Below are 16,261 nucleotides of genomic sequence, written 5' to 3'. Positions count from 1 at the left end.
GAGGACACGGACGCGCGGGGCCGGAGAAGATGCGTACCGCCGGCTCGCGGGCTAACGTCGCTGGTGATGGTCCCTTCCGGTCACCACTCCACAGCCCGGCCCGACCCAGCCGACGGTCGCGTCGAGATCGAAACGGTCACGCTGTGCAGCCTGGCGCCCGACCCACGGTGGCGCCGGCCGATGCTGCTCGACCGAGAGCTGATCGTGCTGACCACCAGCGGTCACGGGTACGCCGAGGTCGACTTCCGTCCGCTGCCGTGCCGGCCCGGCACACTGCTGCGGGTACGTCCCGGGCAGGTGCTGCGCTGTGCTCTGCCCGATCTGGACGCCACGGTGGTCCGTTGGCATCCGGAGGCGCTGCACGGGCTGGATCTCACCGACGACGGGCCGGCCTGGTTCCAGCTCGCCGGTGAGGACGAGGACGCGGTCATCAACGAGGTGAGCCAGTTGACCGTGGACGCCCGTCGACACCGGGACACTCCGTCCGGCCGTAGCCTGCTGCGCCATCAGCTGACCGTGCTGCTGCTGCGGTTGAGCATGCTGCCGTCGGGCAGTCGACGGGCGGCGCGTCCGGAGGAGACCACCTTCCGCCGTTTCTGTCGGGAGGTCGAACTCGGCTTCCAGCACAGTCGCCGGGTCGAGGACTACGCCGCCCGGCTCGGCTGCTCGGTGCGTACGCTGACCCGGGCCTGCCTGACGGTGACCGGGCGCAGCGCGAAACAGGTGGTCGACGAGCGGGTCGCCCTTCAGGCCAGCCGGCTGCTCGCCGCCACCGACGAACCGATCGCGCAGATCGGCCGGCAACTCGGCTTCAGCGAACCGACCAACTTCGGGCGGTTCTTCACCCGCGAGGTCGGTGTCAGTCCCGGCTCGTTCCGCGCCGCCCGCGATCAACGCGGGCCGGGTCCGGTGGTCCGCCCCCGTTCTCCGATGGACGCGAGGACCGACGCCAACCAGGGCTGACCGACGGCGACGCGAGCGATTTCGGCAGGCCCGGCGGCAGCCGCGCGGACGCGGGTTGGGCATGATGGCAGGGTGCAGATCTCCGCGCGTGGCGACTACGCGGTACGGGCGGCGCTGAGCCTGGCAGCCGCGTACCCGGCACTGCTGTCCACCCAGACCATCTCCGCAGAGCAGGACATGCCGCGCAAGTTCCTGGAGGCGGTCCTGGCCGACCTGCGCCGGGCCGGCATCGTCCGCGCTCAGCGCGGGGCGGAGGGCGGCTACGCCCTGGCCCGGCCGCCACGGGAGGTGACTGTCGGTGCGGTGCTGCGCGCGGTGGAGGGGCCGCTGGCCGGCGTACGGGGTCTGCGTCCCGAGGAAACCAGCTACGAGGGTGTGGCGCAGCACCTGCCCGGCTTCTGGGTCGCGGTCCGCGCCTCGCTGCGGCGGGTGGTCGACGAGGTGAGCCTGGCGGACGTGCTCGGCGGACGGCTGCCGGCCCATGTTCGGCGGCTGACCACCCAACCCGACGCCTGGGAGCCGCGCTGATCCGCGTCGCGGCCCGGCCGCTCAGACCGACGTAGCCGTGGCGTAGCCGCCCTGGTGGTGCAGCAGTGGGTCACCGTCGATGCCGGCGGAGAGCGCCAGCGGCTCGGCGATCACCATCGACTGGTCGCCGACGGAGATCCGGTGCACCACCCGGCAGAGCAGCCTGCCCAGCACTCCGGTCAGCAGCGGCAACCCGAACGGGCCGGACTCCCAGTAGGGGTACTCGGCGAACGGGTCGATGCCGCTGGTGGCGAAGATGGTCGCGGCTTCGGTCTGGTTGGCGACGAGCAGGTGCACGGCGACGTGCTCGGCCCGTTCCAGCACGGTGGACGCGGCGGGGTCGTGGCAGAACGACACCCGTGGCGGGTTCAGCGACACGATGGTGAAGGTGGTCGCGGTGAACCCGACTCGCCGTGAGGTGTCCAGGTCACCCGGGCCGGCGGACCGGCCGTTGCGGGCCACCGCGGTGACCACGGTGACCGGGCTGGCCTGCCGTTGCCGCAGTGCGTCGAACAGATCCTCGTCGACCGGCCGCAACTGGTCGACGCGCTCGCGCCCGGCGGTGGTCACGCCGGCGTCGATGTCGCCGATCGGCAAGGTGGGGTGTCCGGCGCGCAGAGGTGCGGGGTGATGCATGGGGATGTCCTCTCCGGTGCGCGAGGTCGAGCAGGCTCGGTGCACCTCCATAGTCTGGGACAGGTACCGCCGACTCTGCACGACAACGATCCCAGCAGTTCTTCAAACTTCGCATAACCCACCTGATAAATGGGATATTCGGGTTGTGGCGAGGCGCTGGCCTCCACTGGATACCAGCGGCGTTTGCCGCGGCGGCGTTACGGGCATTTTCGAGCGCGCAGGGGACGCGACGAAGGGAGGCCCGCGATGGGTCTGATGTTCCGCAAGCGCAAGAAGTTCGGGCCGCTGATCCTGAACTTCACCCAGAACGGCTTCTCGTCCTGGAGCATCAAGCTCGGTCGATGGTCGTGGAACTCGCGGGCCAAGGCGCACAGGGTTGACCTACCCGGCCCGCTGTCCTGGAAACAGGACAAGTCCCGGGCGTGAGGTTCCGAGGTCGAGCGGGGCGCCGGAGTTCACCGGCGCCCCGCTCGGTCTCCGTACGGCTTGACCGGCCGCTCACCGGGCAGCCGTGACCAGCACGTCACCAGCGAGCCGGCCCTGCTCCGGCGTACGGCTGACCTGTCCCTCGTCGAGCAACCCGGTCAACGCCCGCAGCGCGTCCACCGCCCGGTAGGCGGTGGCGGTGACGGCGTACCGGCGCAGTTCGGTGACCGTACGGGGGCCGTGCCGGGCCAGCTCGGCCAGCAGCGCGCGGGCCAGCGGCGCGATGTCCACCTGCGAGTCGGGCCGCAGCGGTACGCCGTCGGGGTCACGAAGATCGGCACCGGCCGCCCACAGACTCTCCTTGAGCGCTTCCAGGTTGCGGTCGGAGCCGGTGCCGAAGGCGATCCGCTCGCCGGTGTCGGCCAACTCCACCTCGGTCGCCAGCGGGAACCCGGCATCGGCCAGCGCCGGCCGCAGCGACGCGTCCGTCCCGGAGCGCACCAGCGCCTCGGCGGGGCGGCCGGTCGCGGCGGCGGTGAGCGCCACCGGGTCCACCGTGCCCTCGGCGGCCAGGTAGGACAGCACCGGAGCACCGGCGGCACCGGCCGCCCGCAGCGCCACCGGCAGTCGACCGGGTGCACCGGGCATCAGGTGCACCGCCACCTGTGGCGGCAGTTGGGCCTCGACGGCGCCGAGCCGGGCCGGCAGGTCTTCGGTGCCGTCGGCCAGCACCAGCACGGTGAGCCGGCAGCCGCGCAGCCGGTCGGTGCGCTCGCCGACCACCCGCAGCGCGATCTCGGCCGGTCGGGCGTCGTCACCGGCGTACGCGATCGCGATGGTGGCCCGCCGAGCCCGCCCCAACGCCCGGGCCAACCATCCACCCAGGTACTGCTCCCAGACCCACAGACCCACCACCCTCCCGTTCTACCCCACCCACACGTCACGGGGGTGGGCAGGGGTGAGTCCACTGCGACCGTCAACGCCCTCAGGCGAGGATCGAGATACCGACGCCGCCCCGGGTGCTGCCGCCGTAGCGGGCGATCTCGGCAGGCAGGTCGAGCCGGCCGATGCGGGTGCGGGCGGCGAGCGCGGCGTCGTCCAGCCGGTCGGCCGGCACCAGCCAGACCACCTCGAACTCCAGTCCGTCGGGGTCGCGGCCGTAGAGGCTCTTGGTGGTGCCGTGGTCGGAGGCGCCGACCAGGGCGTCCGCCTCGGTCAGTCGGCGGGCGGTGTCCGCCAGCTCGTCGAGGGTGTCCACCTCCCAGGCCAGGTGGTAGAGCCCGACGGTGGCGCGACCGGCGGTCGAGCGGCCGGCCTGCGCACCGAGGGCGAACAGGCCGAGGTCGTGGTCGTTGGTGGAGCCGGGCGCCTGGAGGAAGGCGGCGCCACGGAAGCCCTTCGGGGTCATCGGGACCAGGCGGAAGCCCAGGACGTCGCGGTAGAACGCGACGCTGCGGTCGAGGTCGCTGACGTAGAGCACGGCGTGATTGAGGCGGTGGATTCCCATGCCACCGACGCTAGCGCGATTTGATTGAGCGTTCAACTACTTCAGCTATGATGGTGGTCATGACCCGCTGGCTGAATCCGGACGAGCAGCGCACCTGGCGAGCCTTCCTGGCCGCCTCCCGGGCGTTGATGGACACCCTCGACCGCGAGCTGCAACGCGACGCCGGGATGCCGCACGCCTACTACGAGATCCTGGTGCGGCTCTCCGAAGCGCCCGAGCGCCGACTGCGGATGAGCGAACTGGCCGACGCGACCGGTTCCTCCCGCAGCCGGCTGTCCCACGCCGTGGCCCGGCTCGAAGCCGACGGCTGGGTCCGCCGGGAGAACTGCCCGACCGACCGGCGCGGGCAGATCGCCCGGCTCACCGACGACGGTTTCGCCACCCTGGCCGCCGCCGCCCCCGGCCACGTCGAAGGCGTACGCCGACACCTGTTCGACGCACTCAGCCCAGCTCAGGTGGATCAGCTACGCCGAATCAGCGAGGCGCTGACCGATCACCTGAGTCAGGCCTGACCGGATCCTGACCGAACCACTACGGCGCGGGACTTGTACATAACGTCGTCGGATGAGCACGATGGGGCGTGCCCTCCGGCTTCGGTGAACTGACTGATCAGGCTCACGACCTGGTCTCCGCCGGCGACCTCGCCGGCGCCCAACGGCTGCTCGCCGACGCGCTGACCGGCGCCGACCCGCGCCCGGCCAACGCGACACCCGAGCTGGCCGAGGCGGCCAGCCTGCACGCCCGCGTCCTGGTCGCGCTCGGTGAGCCGCACTCGGCCCGGGGCTGGGCCGCTTTCGCGTACGCCGCCACCACCGGTCTGCACGGCCGCTCCGACCCGCGTACGGTGGCCGCCGCCGCGACCCTGGCGGCGGTGCTGCACCGGGTCGGCAGCTGGTCCCGGGCCGCCCGGCTCTACCAGGAAGTCATCATCGAGCTCACCGCGACGGACGGCCCCGAATCGCTGCGGGTGCTCGCCGCGCACGCCGACCTGGCCACCGTGGAGTACGCCCGCGGCCAGTGCCAGGTCGCCCGCGACCGCCTCCAGGACGCCTGGGAACTGCACCGCGAGGTGTACGGCGACGGCCACCCGAGCGGCATCAAGATGCTGGCCCGGCTCGGCTCCATGCAACGCGACTGTGGGCAGTTCAGCGAGGCACACGACAACCTCGCCCTCGCCCGCGAACTGAGCCGTCATCACCTTGCCCCGGACGACCCGCTGACCGCACAGGTCGCGGCCCTGGCCCGCGCGGCGGCCAATCCGGACCATGTCTGCTCCGACACCCCGCCGGTGAGCAGCCAGGATCCGGTCGTGCCGGCCGCCCGTATCCCGCCCCCGGGCGACGCCCCGCCCGCACCACAGTGGCCGACCGACCCACCGACCACCACTGGCCCGACCAGCAGCGGCCCGACCGTCGCTCCGACCGTCGCCGACCCGAGCTGGCCGACCGACGACCCGTCCGCCGAGTCGGGATGGCCGGCGGCACCTGACCCGGCCGCACCGCACTACGCCGACGCACCGCACTATGTCGAAGAACAGCGCTACGTCGACGAACCGCACTATGTCGAGGAACAGCGCTACGCCGACGAACCGCGCTACGCCGAGGAACAGCACCCCGTCGAGGGGTACCACCCGAGCCACGGCTACCACCCGGCCGGTCCGTCACCGGCCGGTGCGGCATCGCCGGTCCCCACCCCCCGCCAGCCCGCCGACGGCCCGGCCGGGCCACCGGACGACTGGTGGACAGCGCCGGCCGTCGAGCAGCCGAACCCGGATGCGTACCTCGGGCGCACCGCCGCACCGGACAACCCGGACCCGTACCCCCACCAGGCCGCACCCCCGGACCCGTACCCGGACCGCACCACCTCGGTGCCGCCGAGCGTGGTGGGCTTGACCGGGCCGGCACCGCAGGCGCCCGGGGTCTACCGGCTCCGCCGGGTCGACGACCCGCAGCAGTCGGGTCCGCCGTCGCGGCTGCTGCCGGTGCCGGTGCACCGGGCCGCCCCGACCCCCCGTCAGTCGAACCGGATGGTGCCGATCGTCGCGGCCGGGGTGGTCGTGGTGCTGCTCGGCGCCGCCGCGGTCATCGCCGGGGTGTCCGGGGTCGGCGGCGGCAACCCCGGCGCGCCCGCCACGAGCGGCGCTCCGGGCAGTGCGCCGACCACGACGACGGCGACACCCGAGGCGTCCGTCTCCCCCGGCGCTCCACCCACCGGGCTCGCGCTCCGCGACAATCGGGACAGCGTGACGTTGAGCTGGGAGTACCCGGCCGGTAGCGAAGGTCCGGTGATCGTCTCCGGTGGCCGGGCAGGGCAGTCGCCCAGCCCGTTCGCCGACCTGCCCGCCGGCACCGACAGCTTCGTCGTCTACGGGTTGAGCCGCAGCCTCGACTACTGCTTCACGGTGGCCGTCGCCTGGTCCACCGACGTGGTGGCGCGTTCGGAGCGGATCTGCACCGACCGTCGCTGACGGTCACCGCCGACGGCCCGGCAGCATGTTGTGACGGCCACCCGTCGGCTGGTTCCGTCGGCACCTCGCGGGGTATCTTTATCCGTTCAGGCAACAAAAAAGAACGGCCGTTAAAAGCCGTTCTACCTCGGAGACTAACCAATTGGGAGACGGATTGTCAAGGCACTCCGACGGTTCGCCGTCCGACGACGAGATCGGCCGCGAGCAGGAGTACGTCTCGATGCTCTACCAGCGCTTGGACGACCTGCGGGAGCAGGCGTCGCAGCGGCTGACCGAGGAACTGCGGGTGACCGGTGGCACATTGCAGGCCCGTTCTCAACGCGACAGCGCGGTGCGGATGTACGCCGATCAGGTCGAGCAGTTCTCGGCCGTGGAGAACGGTCTGTGTTTCGGCCGGCTGGACACCGACGACGGCGAGCGCCACTACATCGGCCGGATCGGCATCTTCGACACCGACGGTGATTACGATCCGCTGCTGATGGACTGGCGCGCCCCGGCGGCCCGCGCCTTCTACCTCGCCACCGCCGCCAACCCGCAGGGCATCCGGCGACGCCGCCACCTGCGTACCCGGCAACGCAAGGTGATCGGCCTCAACGACGAGGTGCTCGACCTGAACACCGCCTCCCCCACCGCCCACGAGGAGTTGACCGGCGAGGCGTCGCTGCTGGCGGCGTTGAACGCGGGTCGCACCGGGCGGATGCGCGACATCGTCGAAACCATCCAGGCCGAGCAGGACCGCATCATCCGTGCCGATCTGCCTGGCGTGCTGGTGGTGCAGGGTGGCCCCGGCACCGGCAAGACCGCGGTGGCGCTGCATCGGGCGGCGTATCTGCTCTACACCCATCGACGGGAACTGTCGACCCGGGGCGTGCTGCTGGTCGGCCCGAACGTCACCTTCCTGCGCTACATCTCCCAGGTGTTGCCCGCGCTGGCCGAGACGGGCGTGCTGCTGCGTACCCAGGCTGATCTGTTCCCCGGGGTGTACGCGCGGCGCGGGGAGCCCGCCACCACCGCCGCCGTCAAGGGCCGGCCGGTGATGGTCGAGGTCCTGACCAACGCGGTACGCGACCGGCAGCGGGTGCCCGACGAGCCGCTGGAGATCGAACTGCCGCAGCGGGAGATCCTCGTGCTCGACCCGGCGACCGTGCACGAGGCCCGGGACCGGGCCCGCCACAGCGGTCGGCCACACAACCTGGCCCGCGCGGTGTTCGACATCGAGATCATCCACGCGCTGGCCGACCAGGTCGCCGAGCGCATCGGCGCCGACCCGCTCGGCGGGGAGAACCTGCTCGAGGAGGCGGATCTCGCCGAGATCCGTCGTGAGTTGCGCGAGGAGCCAGAGATACGCGCCACCCTGGACGAGCTGTGGCCGGTGCTCACACCGCAGCGGCTGCTCGCCGACCTGTACGCCGACACCGACCGGATCGCCGCCGCCGCGCCGATGCTCACCGCGGACGAACGGGTCGCGCTGCACCGCGAGCCGGGCGGCTGGACCCCGGCCGACGTGCCGCTGCTGGACGAGGCGGCGGAGTTGCTCGGCGAGGACGACCGGGCTGCCGCCGCCCGCCGGGAACGGCTACGCGCCCTGCAACGGGAGTACGCCGAGGGAGTCCTGGAGATCGCCCGCGGCTCCCGGTCGATCGACGTGGAGGACGAGGCCGACGGCGGCGAGATCCTCGGCGTGACCGACCTGCTCGACGCCGACCAGTTGCTGGAACGCCAGGAGGAAGCCGACCGGCTGACCACCGCCCAACGCGCGGCGGCCGATCGCTCCTGGGCGTTCGGCCACGTGATCGTCGACGAGGCGCAGGAACTCTCACCGATGGCCTGGCGGCTGCTGATGCGCCGCTGCCCGAGCCGGTCGATGACCATCGTCGGTGACGTGGCGCAGACCGGCGCGCTGGCCGGCACCCCGTCGTGGGCGCAGGCCCTGGCGCCCTACGTGGCCGACCGGTGGCGGTTGACGGAGCTGACCGTCAGCTACCGCACCCCCGCCGAGATCATGGCGGTCGCCGCGGACGTACTGGCCGAGATCGACCCGGCACTGCAACCACCCCGCGCCGTACGCTCCAGCGGTCGTACGCCGGTGGCTCGCCACGCCCCGGCGGACCGGCTCGCGGCGGAATTGGTCGAGGTCGTCACGGCGGAGGCCGCCGGACTCACCGACGGACGCCTCGGCGTGATCGTGCCGGCCGCCCGCGTCGACGACCTCGGCGCGACGGTGACCACGGCGCTTCCCGAAGCCACCGTCGGCGAACAACCCGACCTGGAAAGCCGGGTGGTGATCCTCACCGTCGCCGAAGCCAAGGGCCTCGAATTCGACTCCGTCATCGTGGTGGACCCCGACCAGATCGTCGCCGAGTCCCCCCGAGGTCGCAGCGACCTCTACGTAGCCCTCACCCGAGCCACCCAACACCTAACCACCCTCACCCCCACCCCCTAACAGCCCCCACCCCACCCCACCCCCACCCCGCCCGGTTGATCATGAGGTTAGCGGCAGTAGCTGATCTTCAGAGTGCCGCCAACCTCATGATCAACGTGGTTCAGCGGGTGGGTGGGGTGGGTGGGGTGGGTGGTGGGTGGGTTAGTCGAAGTTGCCGGTGTGGGTGGCTGGGGTGGACTGGTCGCTGGTGGAGCCGCCGGACGGGGTGCTCAGGCCACCGGTGGTGGCGTCACCCGTGGTGGTCGGGGCCACCTTGCCTCGGTGACGCTCCGGCTGGCGGGCCAACCGGCGAACGCTCGCCGGACCGGCCGTACCCCCGGTCGTGGTGATCGCGCCCTGCCCGCGCGTAGGACCACCGTCACGCAGCACGTTCGGGTCGATCGGCACCTTCGCCGGGTCGTCCGGGTCATCGCGCTGGATGGCGCTGTTCACATCGGTACGCGGCACCGTCACCTCGTCCAGGGCACCCTCGCCGTACACACCGGCGGTGACCCGCTCCTCGGCCCGGCGGGCGGCGTCCTGTCGCATGTCGTCCTCACGCATGATCCATCACCTCACTAACGCGTCGATCTCTCAGCGTGCCCGGTGACCGGGCGGACAAACCCGCATCGTCAGACCGCCTCCGCTGCGGGCGAATCGGGCGGCGGGGACAGACGGCCCGATGGGAGACCTGGGACATTCGGTCGAGCCGCCGCGTTACGGGTCGAAGGTGAACACCTGCCGGGTCCGGCCGGAGGATCCGAGGGTTACTGCTGCCGAGCCGCCGGGTAGACCCGTCGTGCCCCCGCCAGTACGCGAACCGTGCCGTGGCCGAAACGCGGTAGCGGGGCGAGGGATCGCAGGACTCATCGCATCCTGAGGAGGACAGATGAGCACGCAGGCTGCATCCACCAGGCCGATGAATCGTCCGGCGCAGGACGTACAGAATCGTCAGGCCATGCACGAGGCACCCACCCGGCCGATGCCGGCGTACGACGGTCATCGGGAGCCGATGCAGGCGCAGGGTACGGAGACCAAGCAGGCGTTCCTGACGACGGAATTCTGGATCTACGCGGCGGCCGTGACCCTCGTCGTGATCTCCGCCTTCTGGCGCGGTACGACCGCCAACGGCCTGAACCTGAACAACCCCGGACAGGCGTGGTTCTTCATCACCCTGTTGACCCTGGGTTACCTGGGTAGCCGTGGTCTGGCCAAGGCCGGTAGCCCCAAGCGCTCGGCCAAGGAGCGTCGACGGGGTCGTTGATCGACGCGCCCCATCGGGGCGTAGACCCCGAGCCTGACGCACGGTGGCCCGCCGGGAAGGATCCCGGCGGGCCACCGTCTGCTGTCGCCTAAACTTCGCCTCGGCTCGACCCGAGGCTTCGACTCCTAGAACTCCTCGAAGCCGCCGAAGTCGCCGCCGAAGTCATCGCCGCCGAAGTCACCGGCGGCCTCGGCAAGCTCCTCCTCGCCACCCTCAAGGGCGTTGCCGATCATGTGACCGGCCACCATGCCACCCATCGCGCCGAGCGCCGCGCCGGCCACGATCCCGCCCATGCCGGGGCCGCTGCGATGCTGCTGCGGGTGGCCGTACTTGTTGGGCGGGCCGTATCCGGGGGGCGCACCGTAACCCTGCGGCGCGCCGTAGCCCTGCTGCGGGTAGCCCTGGGCGGCGTGCGGGGCCGGGTAGCCCTGCTGCGGGTAGCCCGGCGGGACGGCCTGCGGCGGGTATCCGGGCGGGCCGGCGTAGCCCGGCTGCGGACCGTAGCCCTGCGGGGCGCCGTACCCGGGCGCGCCGAAGTTCTGGGCGCGCATGCTGCCGTACCGTCCGACCGTCTCGGCCATCCAGCCGTCGACCACCTGCACCCAGTCCGGGCGCTCGGCGTCGGCGTGCGAGACCTGGTAACGCCCGAAGACGTCGTGGCCCGGGTTGAGGAAGCCGCCGCGCTTGTCGCACTCCAACACCACGTCGACACCGTGCGGGTTGGTGACGAAGGTCAGCTCAAGCTCGTTGATGGTCTGCGCGTACTGCGGCGCGGCAAAGAACTCGATCTCCTGGTAGAACGGCAACATCTGCTGTACGCCGTGGATGCGACCGCGCTCCAGGTCGGCCGACTTGAACCGGAAACCGAGCTGGAGGAACGCCTCCAGGATGCGCTCGTGCACCGGCAGCGGGTGCACGTTGACCTGGTCGAGGTCACCCTTGTCGACCGCACGCGCGATGGACAGCTCGGTGCGCAGCCCCATCGTCATGCCGCGCAGGCGCTGGCCGTACACGTCGGTGATGGGGGTTTCCCAGGGCACCACCAGCTGGAACGGGATGGACAGCTGCTGCTTGGGGGCGAGCTGGAACGCGCCGCTGACCGGGTGCCGGTGGAACTCCATGACCCCGGCGTACTCGCTGTCGCCGCTCTCGATCTCGACCCGGGTGACCAGCCCGACGGCGAGGTGCTCGATGTTCGCCGGGGCGTCCCCGCCGATCAGGTTGACCTGGCCGTCGAGGATCTGCCCTGGCCGGGTATGCGGATTGGCCAGGACAGTGTCCACACTGGGACCGCCCACCCCGAGCGCGCTCAACATCTTCTTGAAGACCATCGGTACTCCCGCTGGGGTCTGGTGCCCGGTCTCCCTTGAGGAGCGGACGCTGACGCTGGCACCCTATCGACTGCCGCTGTGAGGTCGCTGAAAACCGGCACGACACACAGCAAAAGCGGTCGCTATTCAGCGTCCGGCGTCGACGAAGGCGACGATCTCGTCGAGTCCGGGGCGGTAGCCGTCGCTGGTCTCCACCTCGATCTGGGGTACGTCGAGTCGGACCGGCTGGAAGCCGTGGTGGCCGACGGCATGGGTCAGCTGGTCGTCGCCGAGAGCGGTGTCGGCGTGGGCGCGCCGGATCGGATTCTCGTCCTGCCGTCGCCAGACACGATCGAAGGCGGTCTGCGCGGCGACCCGGCAGTGCACCACCCGGACGTCGGCGATACCCATCAACGGCTGCAGGTGGGGGCGCCAGAGGCGGTCCTGGAAGGCTGCCTCGGCGACCGTGGTGACACCCGCGGTCAGCAGCACCTCAAGCACCGTGAAGAAGGTGGGCAGGGTCCGCAGGCTCAGCTCGTCGACAGGTGCCGCCGTGACATCCCCGGCGGCGTGGACCATGCCTTCCTTGATCTCGTCCCGGCAGATCGCGGGACAGCCGATCCGCCGGGCGAGCAGGTGAGCCAGTGTCGTCTTGCCGGCCGCGGGCGGCCCGCTGACGACGACGAGGGTCGGGGTTGTGCCCATCATGTCGTTATAGCCCCACCGGGCGCGGCAGTCGGCAGTGTTGCGGTGTCGGTAGCAACCCCGGGGGTGGCCGGGTCCTCCCGGACCCGGCCACCGGGGTCGTCAGCTCGCGGTGCAGGTCACCGCGGGTACGGAGTTGGTGCCGGCCCAGCCGCCGATGAAGCCGAAACTGGTACTGGCACCGGCGCCGAGCCGGCCGTTGTAGTCGACGTTGCGGGCGGTCACCGTTGAGCCGCTGGTGCTGACCGTGGCGTTCCACGACTGGGTCACCGACTGGCCGTTGGCGTACGTCCACCGCACCGTCCAGCCGTTGATGGCGCTGGAGCCGGCGGTCACCCGCACGTCACCCTGGAAACCACCCTGCCACTGGTTGGTGATCGCGTACGTCGCGGTGCAGCCGGAGCCCGGCGGCGGGCTGCTCGGCGGCGGCGAGGTGGGAGGCGGCGAGGTCGGCGGCGGAGTGGTCGTGGGCGGGGGCGAGGTCGGCGGCGGGAGCGAGTCGTAGACGCTGGCCTGCCGCGAGGTCTGCCGGATGCCGTTGGTGCCGTTGAACAACCGCTGTCCCCAGCTGGTCAGCTGGTTCGGGTTGAAGTTCGTGGCCATGTCGAGATATTCGACGCCGCCGCCGTTGCCGCTCCACGACCAGCCCAACCAACCGATCCCGTTGGCCTGGGTGTACGACAGGATGGCGTCCTCGTCGGGGTCGCCGTCGGAGTGGTAGTGACCGAACTCGCCGACCACGATCGGCAGCTGCCGGCTGCGGAACCGGCCCAGGTAGTCGCTGATCTCGGCGGCTGTGTCGAAGACGCCGTACATGTGGATGGAGAAGACGATGTTGCGGGCCGGGTCGGCGTTGAACACCGTCGGGGCGTTGTCCCGCATGGTGAAGGACCAGTCCTGACCCCAGTTCGGGCCGTCCACCATGATGGTGTGCGTCAGGCCCGCGTTACGCAGCCGCCGGATCGCGTTGCTCGTGTCGGTGGCCCAGGAGGAGTAGTTCTGGTTGCCGTACGGCTCGTTGCCGATGTTGACGATCACGAACCGTTCCTGGCCGTTGAGCGCGCTGGCGATGCTGAGCCAGTAGTCGACCGCGCGGTCCAGGGTGACCGCGCCGCTCTGCTCGCCGTAGCCGGTGGTGTCGTGCACCTCCAGCACGCAGATCAGCCGTTGGGCCTTGCAGAGCCCGATCACGTTGGTCACGTCGTCGGCGCTGTTGCGGGTCCACCGGTCGCCGCTGGAGAGCACGACCCGGACGGTGTTCGCGCCGAGTGCCTTGATGTTGGCGAAGGAACTGGTCTGGTTCGTGTACCAGGTGTGCGCGTGGTTGACCCCGCGCATGATGAACTCGTTGCCGTTGGCGTCGTAGAGCTTGCCGCCGCTGACCGTGAAGCCGGAGGCAGCCTGCGCCGACGGGCCGAAGGCGAACACGGCGGCGACGGTGGCCAACAGGATGGCACCGACGCCCGCGAATAGTTTTCTCATGTCTTTCCTCGCATGAGTTCTCTCCCCCGTGCCCAGGGGGTGAAATGGGTAGCGGGTGGCGGCTGTAGCCCGGCAGCCGCGAAGCAGGGCCCGGCGAGGCAGACATCAGCGTAGGCCGATGGATCGATTAAAGCAACCGGTTCAGTACGCTCGACGGGCCGCGCCGCCCCCGTGACCGCGTACGGGACCGAGCTGCCACGGGGGCGGACACCCCCACCACAGGGTGTACGGCCCACGAACGCCTGAACCGGTTCAGGTCAACGGTAGGCAGGGGTGGGGCGAGCGTCAAGCATCGGCGAGGGTTGGCACTTCCGGACCGGGGTATCCGGAACGGGCCACCCGGCCCGGAAGGAGACATCATGGTCAACATCGGCTACACCCTGATGTGTGAGCAGGCAGGCCCGAAGGAACTCGTCGACTACGCGGTACGGGCCGAGGCGGCCGGTTTCGACCACCTCGTCATGTCCGACCACTACTACCCCTGGCTGGAGTCACAGGGCCACTCCCCGTACGCCTGGTCGGTGCTCGGCGCGGTCGCCCACGCCACCTCCCGCGCGCAGCTGATGTCCTTCGTGACCTGCCCGATCCGCCGCTACCACCCGGCGGTCGTGGCGCAGAAGGCGTCCACCATCGGGGTGCTCTCCGACGGCCGGTTCACCCTCGGTCTGGGTGCCGGGGAGAACCTCAACGAGCACGTGGTCGGTGCCTGGCCGCACGTGCAGCAGCGGCACGAGATGTTCGAGGAGGCGTTGCAGATCATCCGGCCGCTGCTGGGCGGTGAGACGCTCACCTTCTCCGGCAACCACTACGACGTGCCGGACGCGTACGTCTGGGACCGGCCGGACCGGCCGGTGCCGATGGCGGTGGCCGCTTCCGGGCGGCAGTCGGCCACCCTCGCCGCCGAGTACGCCGACGCCATGGTCGCCACCGATCCCGAGGCCCGCCTGGTGGAGATGTACGAGCAGGCCGGCGGTGCCGGACGACCCCGCTACGGGCAGGTGGCCATCTGCTACGGGCCGGACGAGGCGGAGTGCCGCAAGATCGCCCACGACCAGTTCCGCTGGTTCGGGCTGGGCTGGAAGGTCAACACCGACCTGCCCGACAACGACGCCTTCGAAGCGGCCACCCGCAGCGTTCGCGAGGAGGACGTGGCAGCCGGCATCCCCTGCGGACCCGACGTGGACAGGCACGTCGAGGCGTTCAAGAAGTTCGTCGACGCCGGTTTCACGCATGTGGCACTGGTCCAGGTCGGCGGGGACAGCCAGCCGATGTTCCTGGACTGGGCGCAGGAGCAACTGCTGCCCCGCCTGCGCGAGCTGTGACGCGACCGGCGCCACGGCCTGTGGTCGGGCCAGGACGTCAGCCGGGGCGCGGCGGGCCGGACGCTGCTGCGGCTTGCGCTCGCCACCCCGCGCGGCAGGTCGCCGACGCCGTTCGTGCCCTCTTCGACGACCATCGACCATGAGGCTCTTGACGCGCTGACGAACAGGTGAACCCATGCGTATCGGCAACACGGAGATCCGACCCGCCGGTGGCGGCGTCGGCTGCCTCCTGATGATCCTCTTCTCGATCGTCGCCTCGATCGTGCTGACCGTACTGCTCAACCTGGTCCTCTGACCGCCGTTCAACGGTGCAGGCCGAGGGCGGACAGTACCTCGCGGGTGGCCTCCCGGACCGGATCCAGGACGCTACGCCGCAGCCAGCGGGCCATCGGTGTGACGGTGGCCCGCCAGACGGCGCGTACCGCTCGGCCCACCGGCACCACCGCGTGCCACCACACCCAGCGGCCCGCCAGCCAGAATGGACGCAGGGTGAGCGCCCAGCACCACCACAGGATCCGACCGGCCACCCGCCAGGCCCAGGACAACGCGGCGCCCGTGTGGTCCGCCAGGGCGACGAGCCACCGGCCCAACTGCCGAACTGCCGGGGTGAGCACCCGGACCAGCCAGGTCAACGGCACCCACACCAGGTAGTACAACGGAACCAGGACCAGAGTCCGGAACAGCCACGCCAGCCCGCGCCCGCACCAGCGCAGCGGCGGCCACAGGACGTTGTGCCACAGCCAGACCAGACCGTCCCAGAGCCAGGTCAGCGGCAGCCAGACCAACGTCCGCCACAACCACAGCGCGGCGCGGGCCAGCCAGAGCAACGGAATCCAGACCAGGTGCCGCAGCAGCCACCCGAGTGGACGCAGCAGCCAACGGTCCGCGAACCGCGCCGTCGGGGCGAGCACCCAGCGGTACAGCCCCCGACCGACGGCCGCCAACACCTCCCAGGCCAGCCGCAGTGGCAGCACCACCACCAGCGCCACGCCCCGCGCGAATAACCCCACCGCCGCCGACGTACCGCCGCTGTGCCCACTCCGCCCAGCCGGCGACGAGGAATCGATCACAGCCCGGCACGCTAACCCCTTCCCACAACTCACCCACGCCCCGGCGGCCCACCCGCACCCGCCGGCAGAGTTGATCAAGAAGTTTGGGGGGGGCCCCCCCGGGGGCGGGGCCCACAAAGTTTTTAAAGGGCGGGCCGGGGGGGGGGGGGGCGGGGGGGC

General features: G+C 71.0%; 16 protein-coding genes. 8 read left to right on the top strand and 8 right to left on the bottom strand.

What is annotated here, in order from left to right:
• Positions 1-180 precede the first annotated feature (180 nt).
• Together AB0M35_RS05630 and AB0M35_RS05625 are read left to right on the top strand one after the other, a co-directional pair.
• Positions 181-963 (top strand): AraC family transcriptional regulator, encoded by a 783-nt coding sequence (locus AB0M35_RS05630; protein ID WP_363741749.1) that lies wholly within the window; start codon positions 181-183, stop codon positions 961-963.
• 72 nt (positions 964-1,035) lie between these two features.
• Complete coding sequence (locus AB0M35_RS05625) at positions 1,036-1,491, top strand: Rrf2 family transcriptional regulator (protein WP_131307628.1); 456 nt, start codon at positions 1,036-1,038, stop codon at positions 1,489-1,491.
• Between the two features lie 21 nt (positions 1,492-1,512).
• On the opposite strand, the gene AB0M35_RS05620 is transcribed toward AB0M35_RS05625, so the two are convergent.
• Entirely contained in the window at positions 1,513-2,127 is a 615-nt protein-coding gene (locus tag AB0M35_RS05620) for a flavin reductase family protein (RefSeq protein ID WP_363741747.1), read from the bottom strand.
• A gap of 246 nt (positions 2,128-2,373) precedes the next feature.
• Between AB0M35_RS05620 and AB0M35_RS05615 the strand changes: the two genes are divergently transcribed.
• Positions 2,374-2,553, top strand: coding sequence for a DUF4236 domain-containing protein (locus AB0M35_RS05615; RefSeq protein WP_327021984.1), 180 nt, complete (start codon positions 2,374-2,376; stop codon positions 2,551-2,553).
• 72 nt (positions 2,554-2,625) lie between these two features.
• Here AB0M35_RS05615 and AB0M35_RS05610 read toward each other — a convergent pair whose 3' ends face one another.
• Together AB0M35_RS05610 and AB0M35_RS05605 are read right to left on the bottom strand one after the other, a co-directional pair.
• Positions 2,626-3,468, bottom strand: coding sequence for a hypothetical protein (locus AB0M35_RS05610; protein ID WP_363741745.1), 843 nt, complete (start codon positions 3,466-3,468; stop codon positions 2,626-2,628).
• A 70-nt stretch (positions 3,469-3,538) separates the two neighbouring features.
• Entirely contained in the window at positions 3,539-4,060 is a 522-nt protein-coding gene (locus AB0M35_RS05605; RefSeq protein WP_363741743.1) for a VOC family protein, read from the bottom strand.
• Between the two features lie 50 nt (positions 4,061-4,110).
• Here AB0M35_RS05605 and AB0M35_RS05600 point away from each other — a divergent pair, with 50 nt between their 5' ends.
• The 3 genes from AB0M35_RS05600 (at position 4,111) to AB0M35_RS05590 (ending at position 8,970) form a co-directional block, all read left to right on the top strand.
• Complete coding sequence (locus tag AB0M35_RS05600; protein WP_363741741.1) at positions 4,111-4,572, top strand: MarR family transcriptional regulator; 462 nt, start codon at positions 4,111-4,113, stop codon at positions 4,570-4,572.
• Between the two features lie 68 nt (positions 4,573-4,640).
• The gene (locus AB0M35_RS05595; protein ID WP_363741739.1) at positions 4,641-6,527 is read left to right on the top strand and encodes a tetratricopeptide repeat protein; all 1,887 of its coding nucleotides are present in this window, start codon (positions 4,641-4,643) and stop codon (positions 6,525-6,527) included.
• 220 nt (positions 6,528-6,747) lie between these two features.
• Positions 6,748-8,970: an AAA family ATPase gene (locus AB0M35_RS05590; protein WP_363741991.1), complete on the top strand. Its 2,223-nt coding sequence runs from the start codon at positions 6,748-6,750 to the stop codon at positions 8,968-8,970.
• 141 nt (positions 8,971-9,111) lie between these two features.
• Here AB0M35_RS05590 and AB0M35_RS05585 read toward each other — a convergent pair whose 3' ends face one another.
• Positions 9,112-9,513 carry a hypothetical protein gene (locus AB0M35_RS05585; RefSeq protein ID WP_363741737.1) on the bottom strand — a complete coding sequence of 134 codons (402 nt, stop codon included), beginning with the start codon at positions 9,511-9,513 and terminating at the stop codon, positions 9,112-9,114.
• A 325-nt stretch (positions 9,514-9,838) separates the two neighbouring features.
• Here AB0M35_RS05585 and AB0M35_RS05580 point away from each other — a divergent pair, with 325 nt between their 5' ends.
• Positions 9,839-10,213 (top strand): hypothetical protein, encoded by a 375-nt coding sequence (locus AB0M35_RS05580; protein ID WP_363741735.1) that lies wholly within the window; start codon positions 9,839-9,841, stop codon positions 10,211-10,213.
• A 125-nt stretch (positions 10,214-10,338) separates the two neighbouring features.
• Here the strand turns inward: AB0M35_RS05580 and AB0M35_RS05575 are convergent, their stop codons facing one another.
• From AB0M35_RS05575 to AB0M35_RS05565, 3 genes are all read right to left on the bottom strand, one after another.
• Complete coding sequence (locus tag AB0M35_RS05575) at positions 10,339-11,544, bottom strand: sporulation protein (protein WP_363741733.1); 1,206 nt, start codon at positions 11,542-11,544, stop codon at positions 10,339-10,341.
• Between the two features lie 126 nt (positions 11,545-11,670).
• Positions 11,671-12,228 (bottom strand): AAA family ATPase, encoded by a 558-nt coding sequence (locus AB0M35_RS05570; protein WP_363741731.1) that lies wholly within the window; start codon positions 12,226-12,228, stop codon positions 11,671-11,673.
• 102 nt (positions 12,229-12,330) lie between these two features.
• A complete protein-coding gene (locus tag AB0M35_RS05565) occupies positions 12,331-13,710 on the bottom strand; it encodes a cellulase family glycosylhydrolase (RefSeq protein ID WP_363741729.1) in 1,380 nt (459 codons plus the stop codon).
• Positions 13,711-14,069: 359 nt separating this feature from the next.
• Between AB0M35_RS05565 and AB0M35_RS05560 the strand changes: the two genes are divergently transcribed.
• Complete coding sequence (locus tag AB0M35_RS05560; protein WP_363741727.1) at positions 14,070-15,032, top strand: TIGR03557 family F420-dependent LLM class oxidoreductase; 963 nt, start codon at positions 14,070-14,072, stop codon at positions 15,030-15,032.
• Between the two features lie 302 nt (positions 15,033-15,334).
• Here AB0M35_RS05560 and AB0M35_RS05555 read toward each other — a convergent pair whose 3' ends face one another.
• Positions 15,335-16,042 (bottom strand): hypothetical protein, encoded by a 708-nt coding sequence (locus AB0M35_RS05555; protein WP_363741725.1) that lies wholly within the window; start codon positions 16,040-16,042, stop codon positions 15,335-15,337.
• Between the last annotated feature and the right edge of the window lie 219 nt (positions 16,043-16,261).

Source organism: Micromonospora sp. NPDC051196 (assembly GCF_040682415.1).
In the GTDB taxonomy this organism is placed as follows: domain Bacteria; phylum Actinomycetota; class Actinomycetes; order Mycobacteriales; family Micromonosporaceae; genus Micromonospora.
This window is presented reverse-complemented; position numbering and strand designations above follow the sequence as displayed.

Bases quoted from the DNA above. Each gene is read 5' to 3' on its own strand.
- AB0M35_RS05630 (WP_363741749.1), top strand. From the start codon at position 181: ATGCTGCTCGACCGAGAGCTGATCGTGCTGACCACCAGCGGTCACGGG.
- AB0M35_RS05620 (WP_363741747.1), bottom strand. From the start codon at position 2,127: ATGCATCACCCCGCACCTCTGCGCGCCGGACACCCCACCTTGCCGATC.
- AB0M35_RS05615 (WP_327021984.1), top strand. From the start codon at position 2,374: ATGGGTCTGATGTTCCGCAAGCGCAAGAAGTTCGGGCCGCTGATCCTG.
- AB0M35_RS05605 (WP_363741743.1), bottom strand. From the start codon at position 4,060: ATGGGAATCCACCGCCTCAATCACGCCGTGCTCTACGTCAGCGACCTC.
- AB0M35_RS05600 (WP_363741741.1), top strand. From the start codon at position 4,111: ATGGTGGTCATGACCCGCTGGCTGAATCCGGACGAGCAGCGCACCTGG.
- AB0M35_RS05590 (WP_363741991.1), top strand. From the start codon at position 6,748: ATGCTCTACCAGCGCTTGGACGACCTGCGGGAGCAGGCGTCGCAGCGG.
- AB0M35_RS05585 (WP_363741737.1), bottom strand. From the start codon at position 9,513: ATGCGTGAGGACGACATGCGACAGGACGCCGCCCGCCGGGCCGAGGAG.
- AB0M35_RS05580 (WP_363741735.1), top strand. From the start codon at position 9,839: ATGAGCACGCAGGCTGCATCCACCAGGCCGATGAATCGTCCGGCGCAG.
- AB0M35_RS05575 (WP_363741733.1), bottom strand. From the start codon at position 11,544: ATGGTCTTCAAGAAGATGTTGAGCGCGCTCGGGGTGGGCGGTCCCAGT.
- AB0M35_RS05570 (WP_363741731.1), bottom strand. From the start codon at position 12,228: ATGGGCACAACCCCGACCCTCGTCGTCGTCAGCGGGCCGCCCGCGGCC.
- AB0M35_RS05565 (WP_363741729.1), bottom strand. From the start codon at position 13,710: ATGAGAAAACTATTCGCGGGCGTCGGTGCCATCCTGTTGGCCACCGTC.
- AB0M35_RS05560 (WP_363741727.1), top strand. From the start codon at position 14,070: ATGGTCAACATCGGCTACACCCTGATGTGTGAGCAGGCAGGCCCGAAG.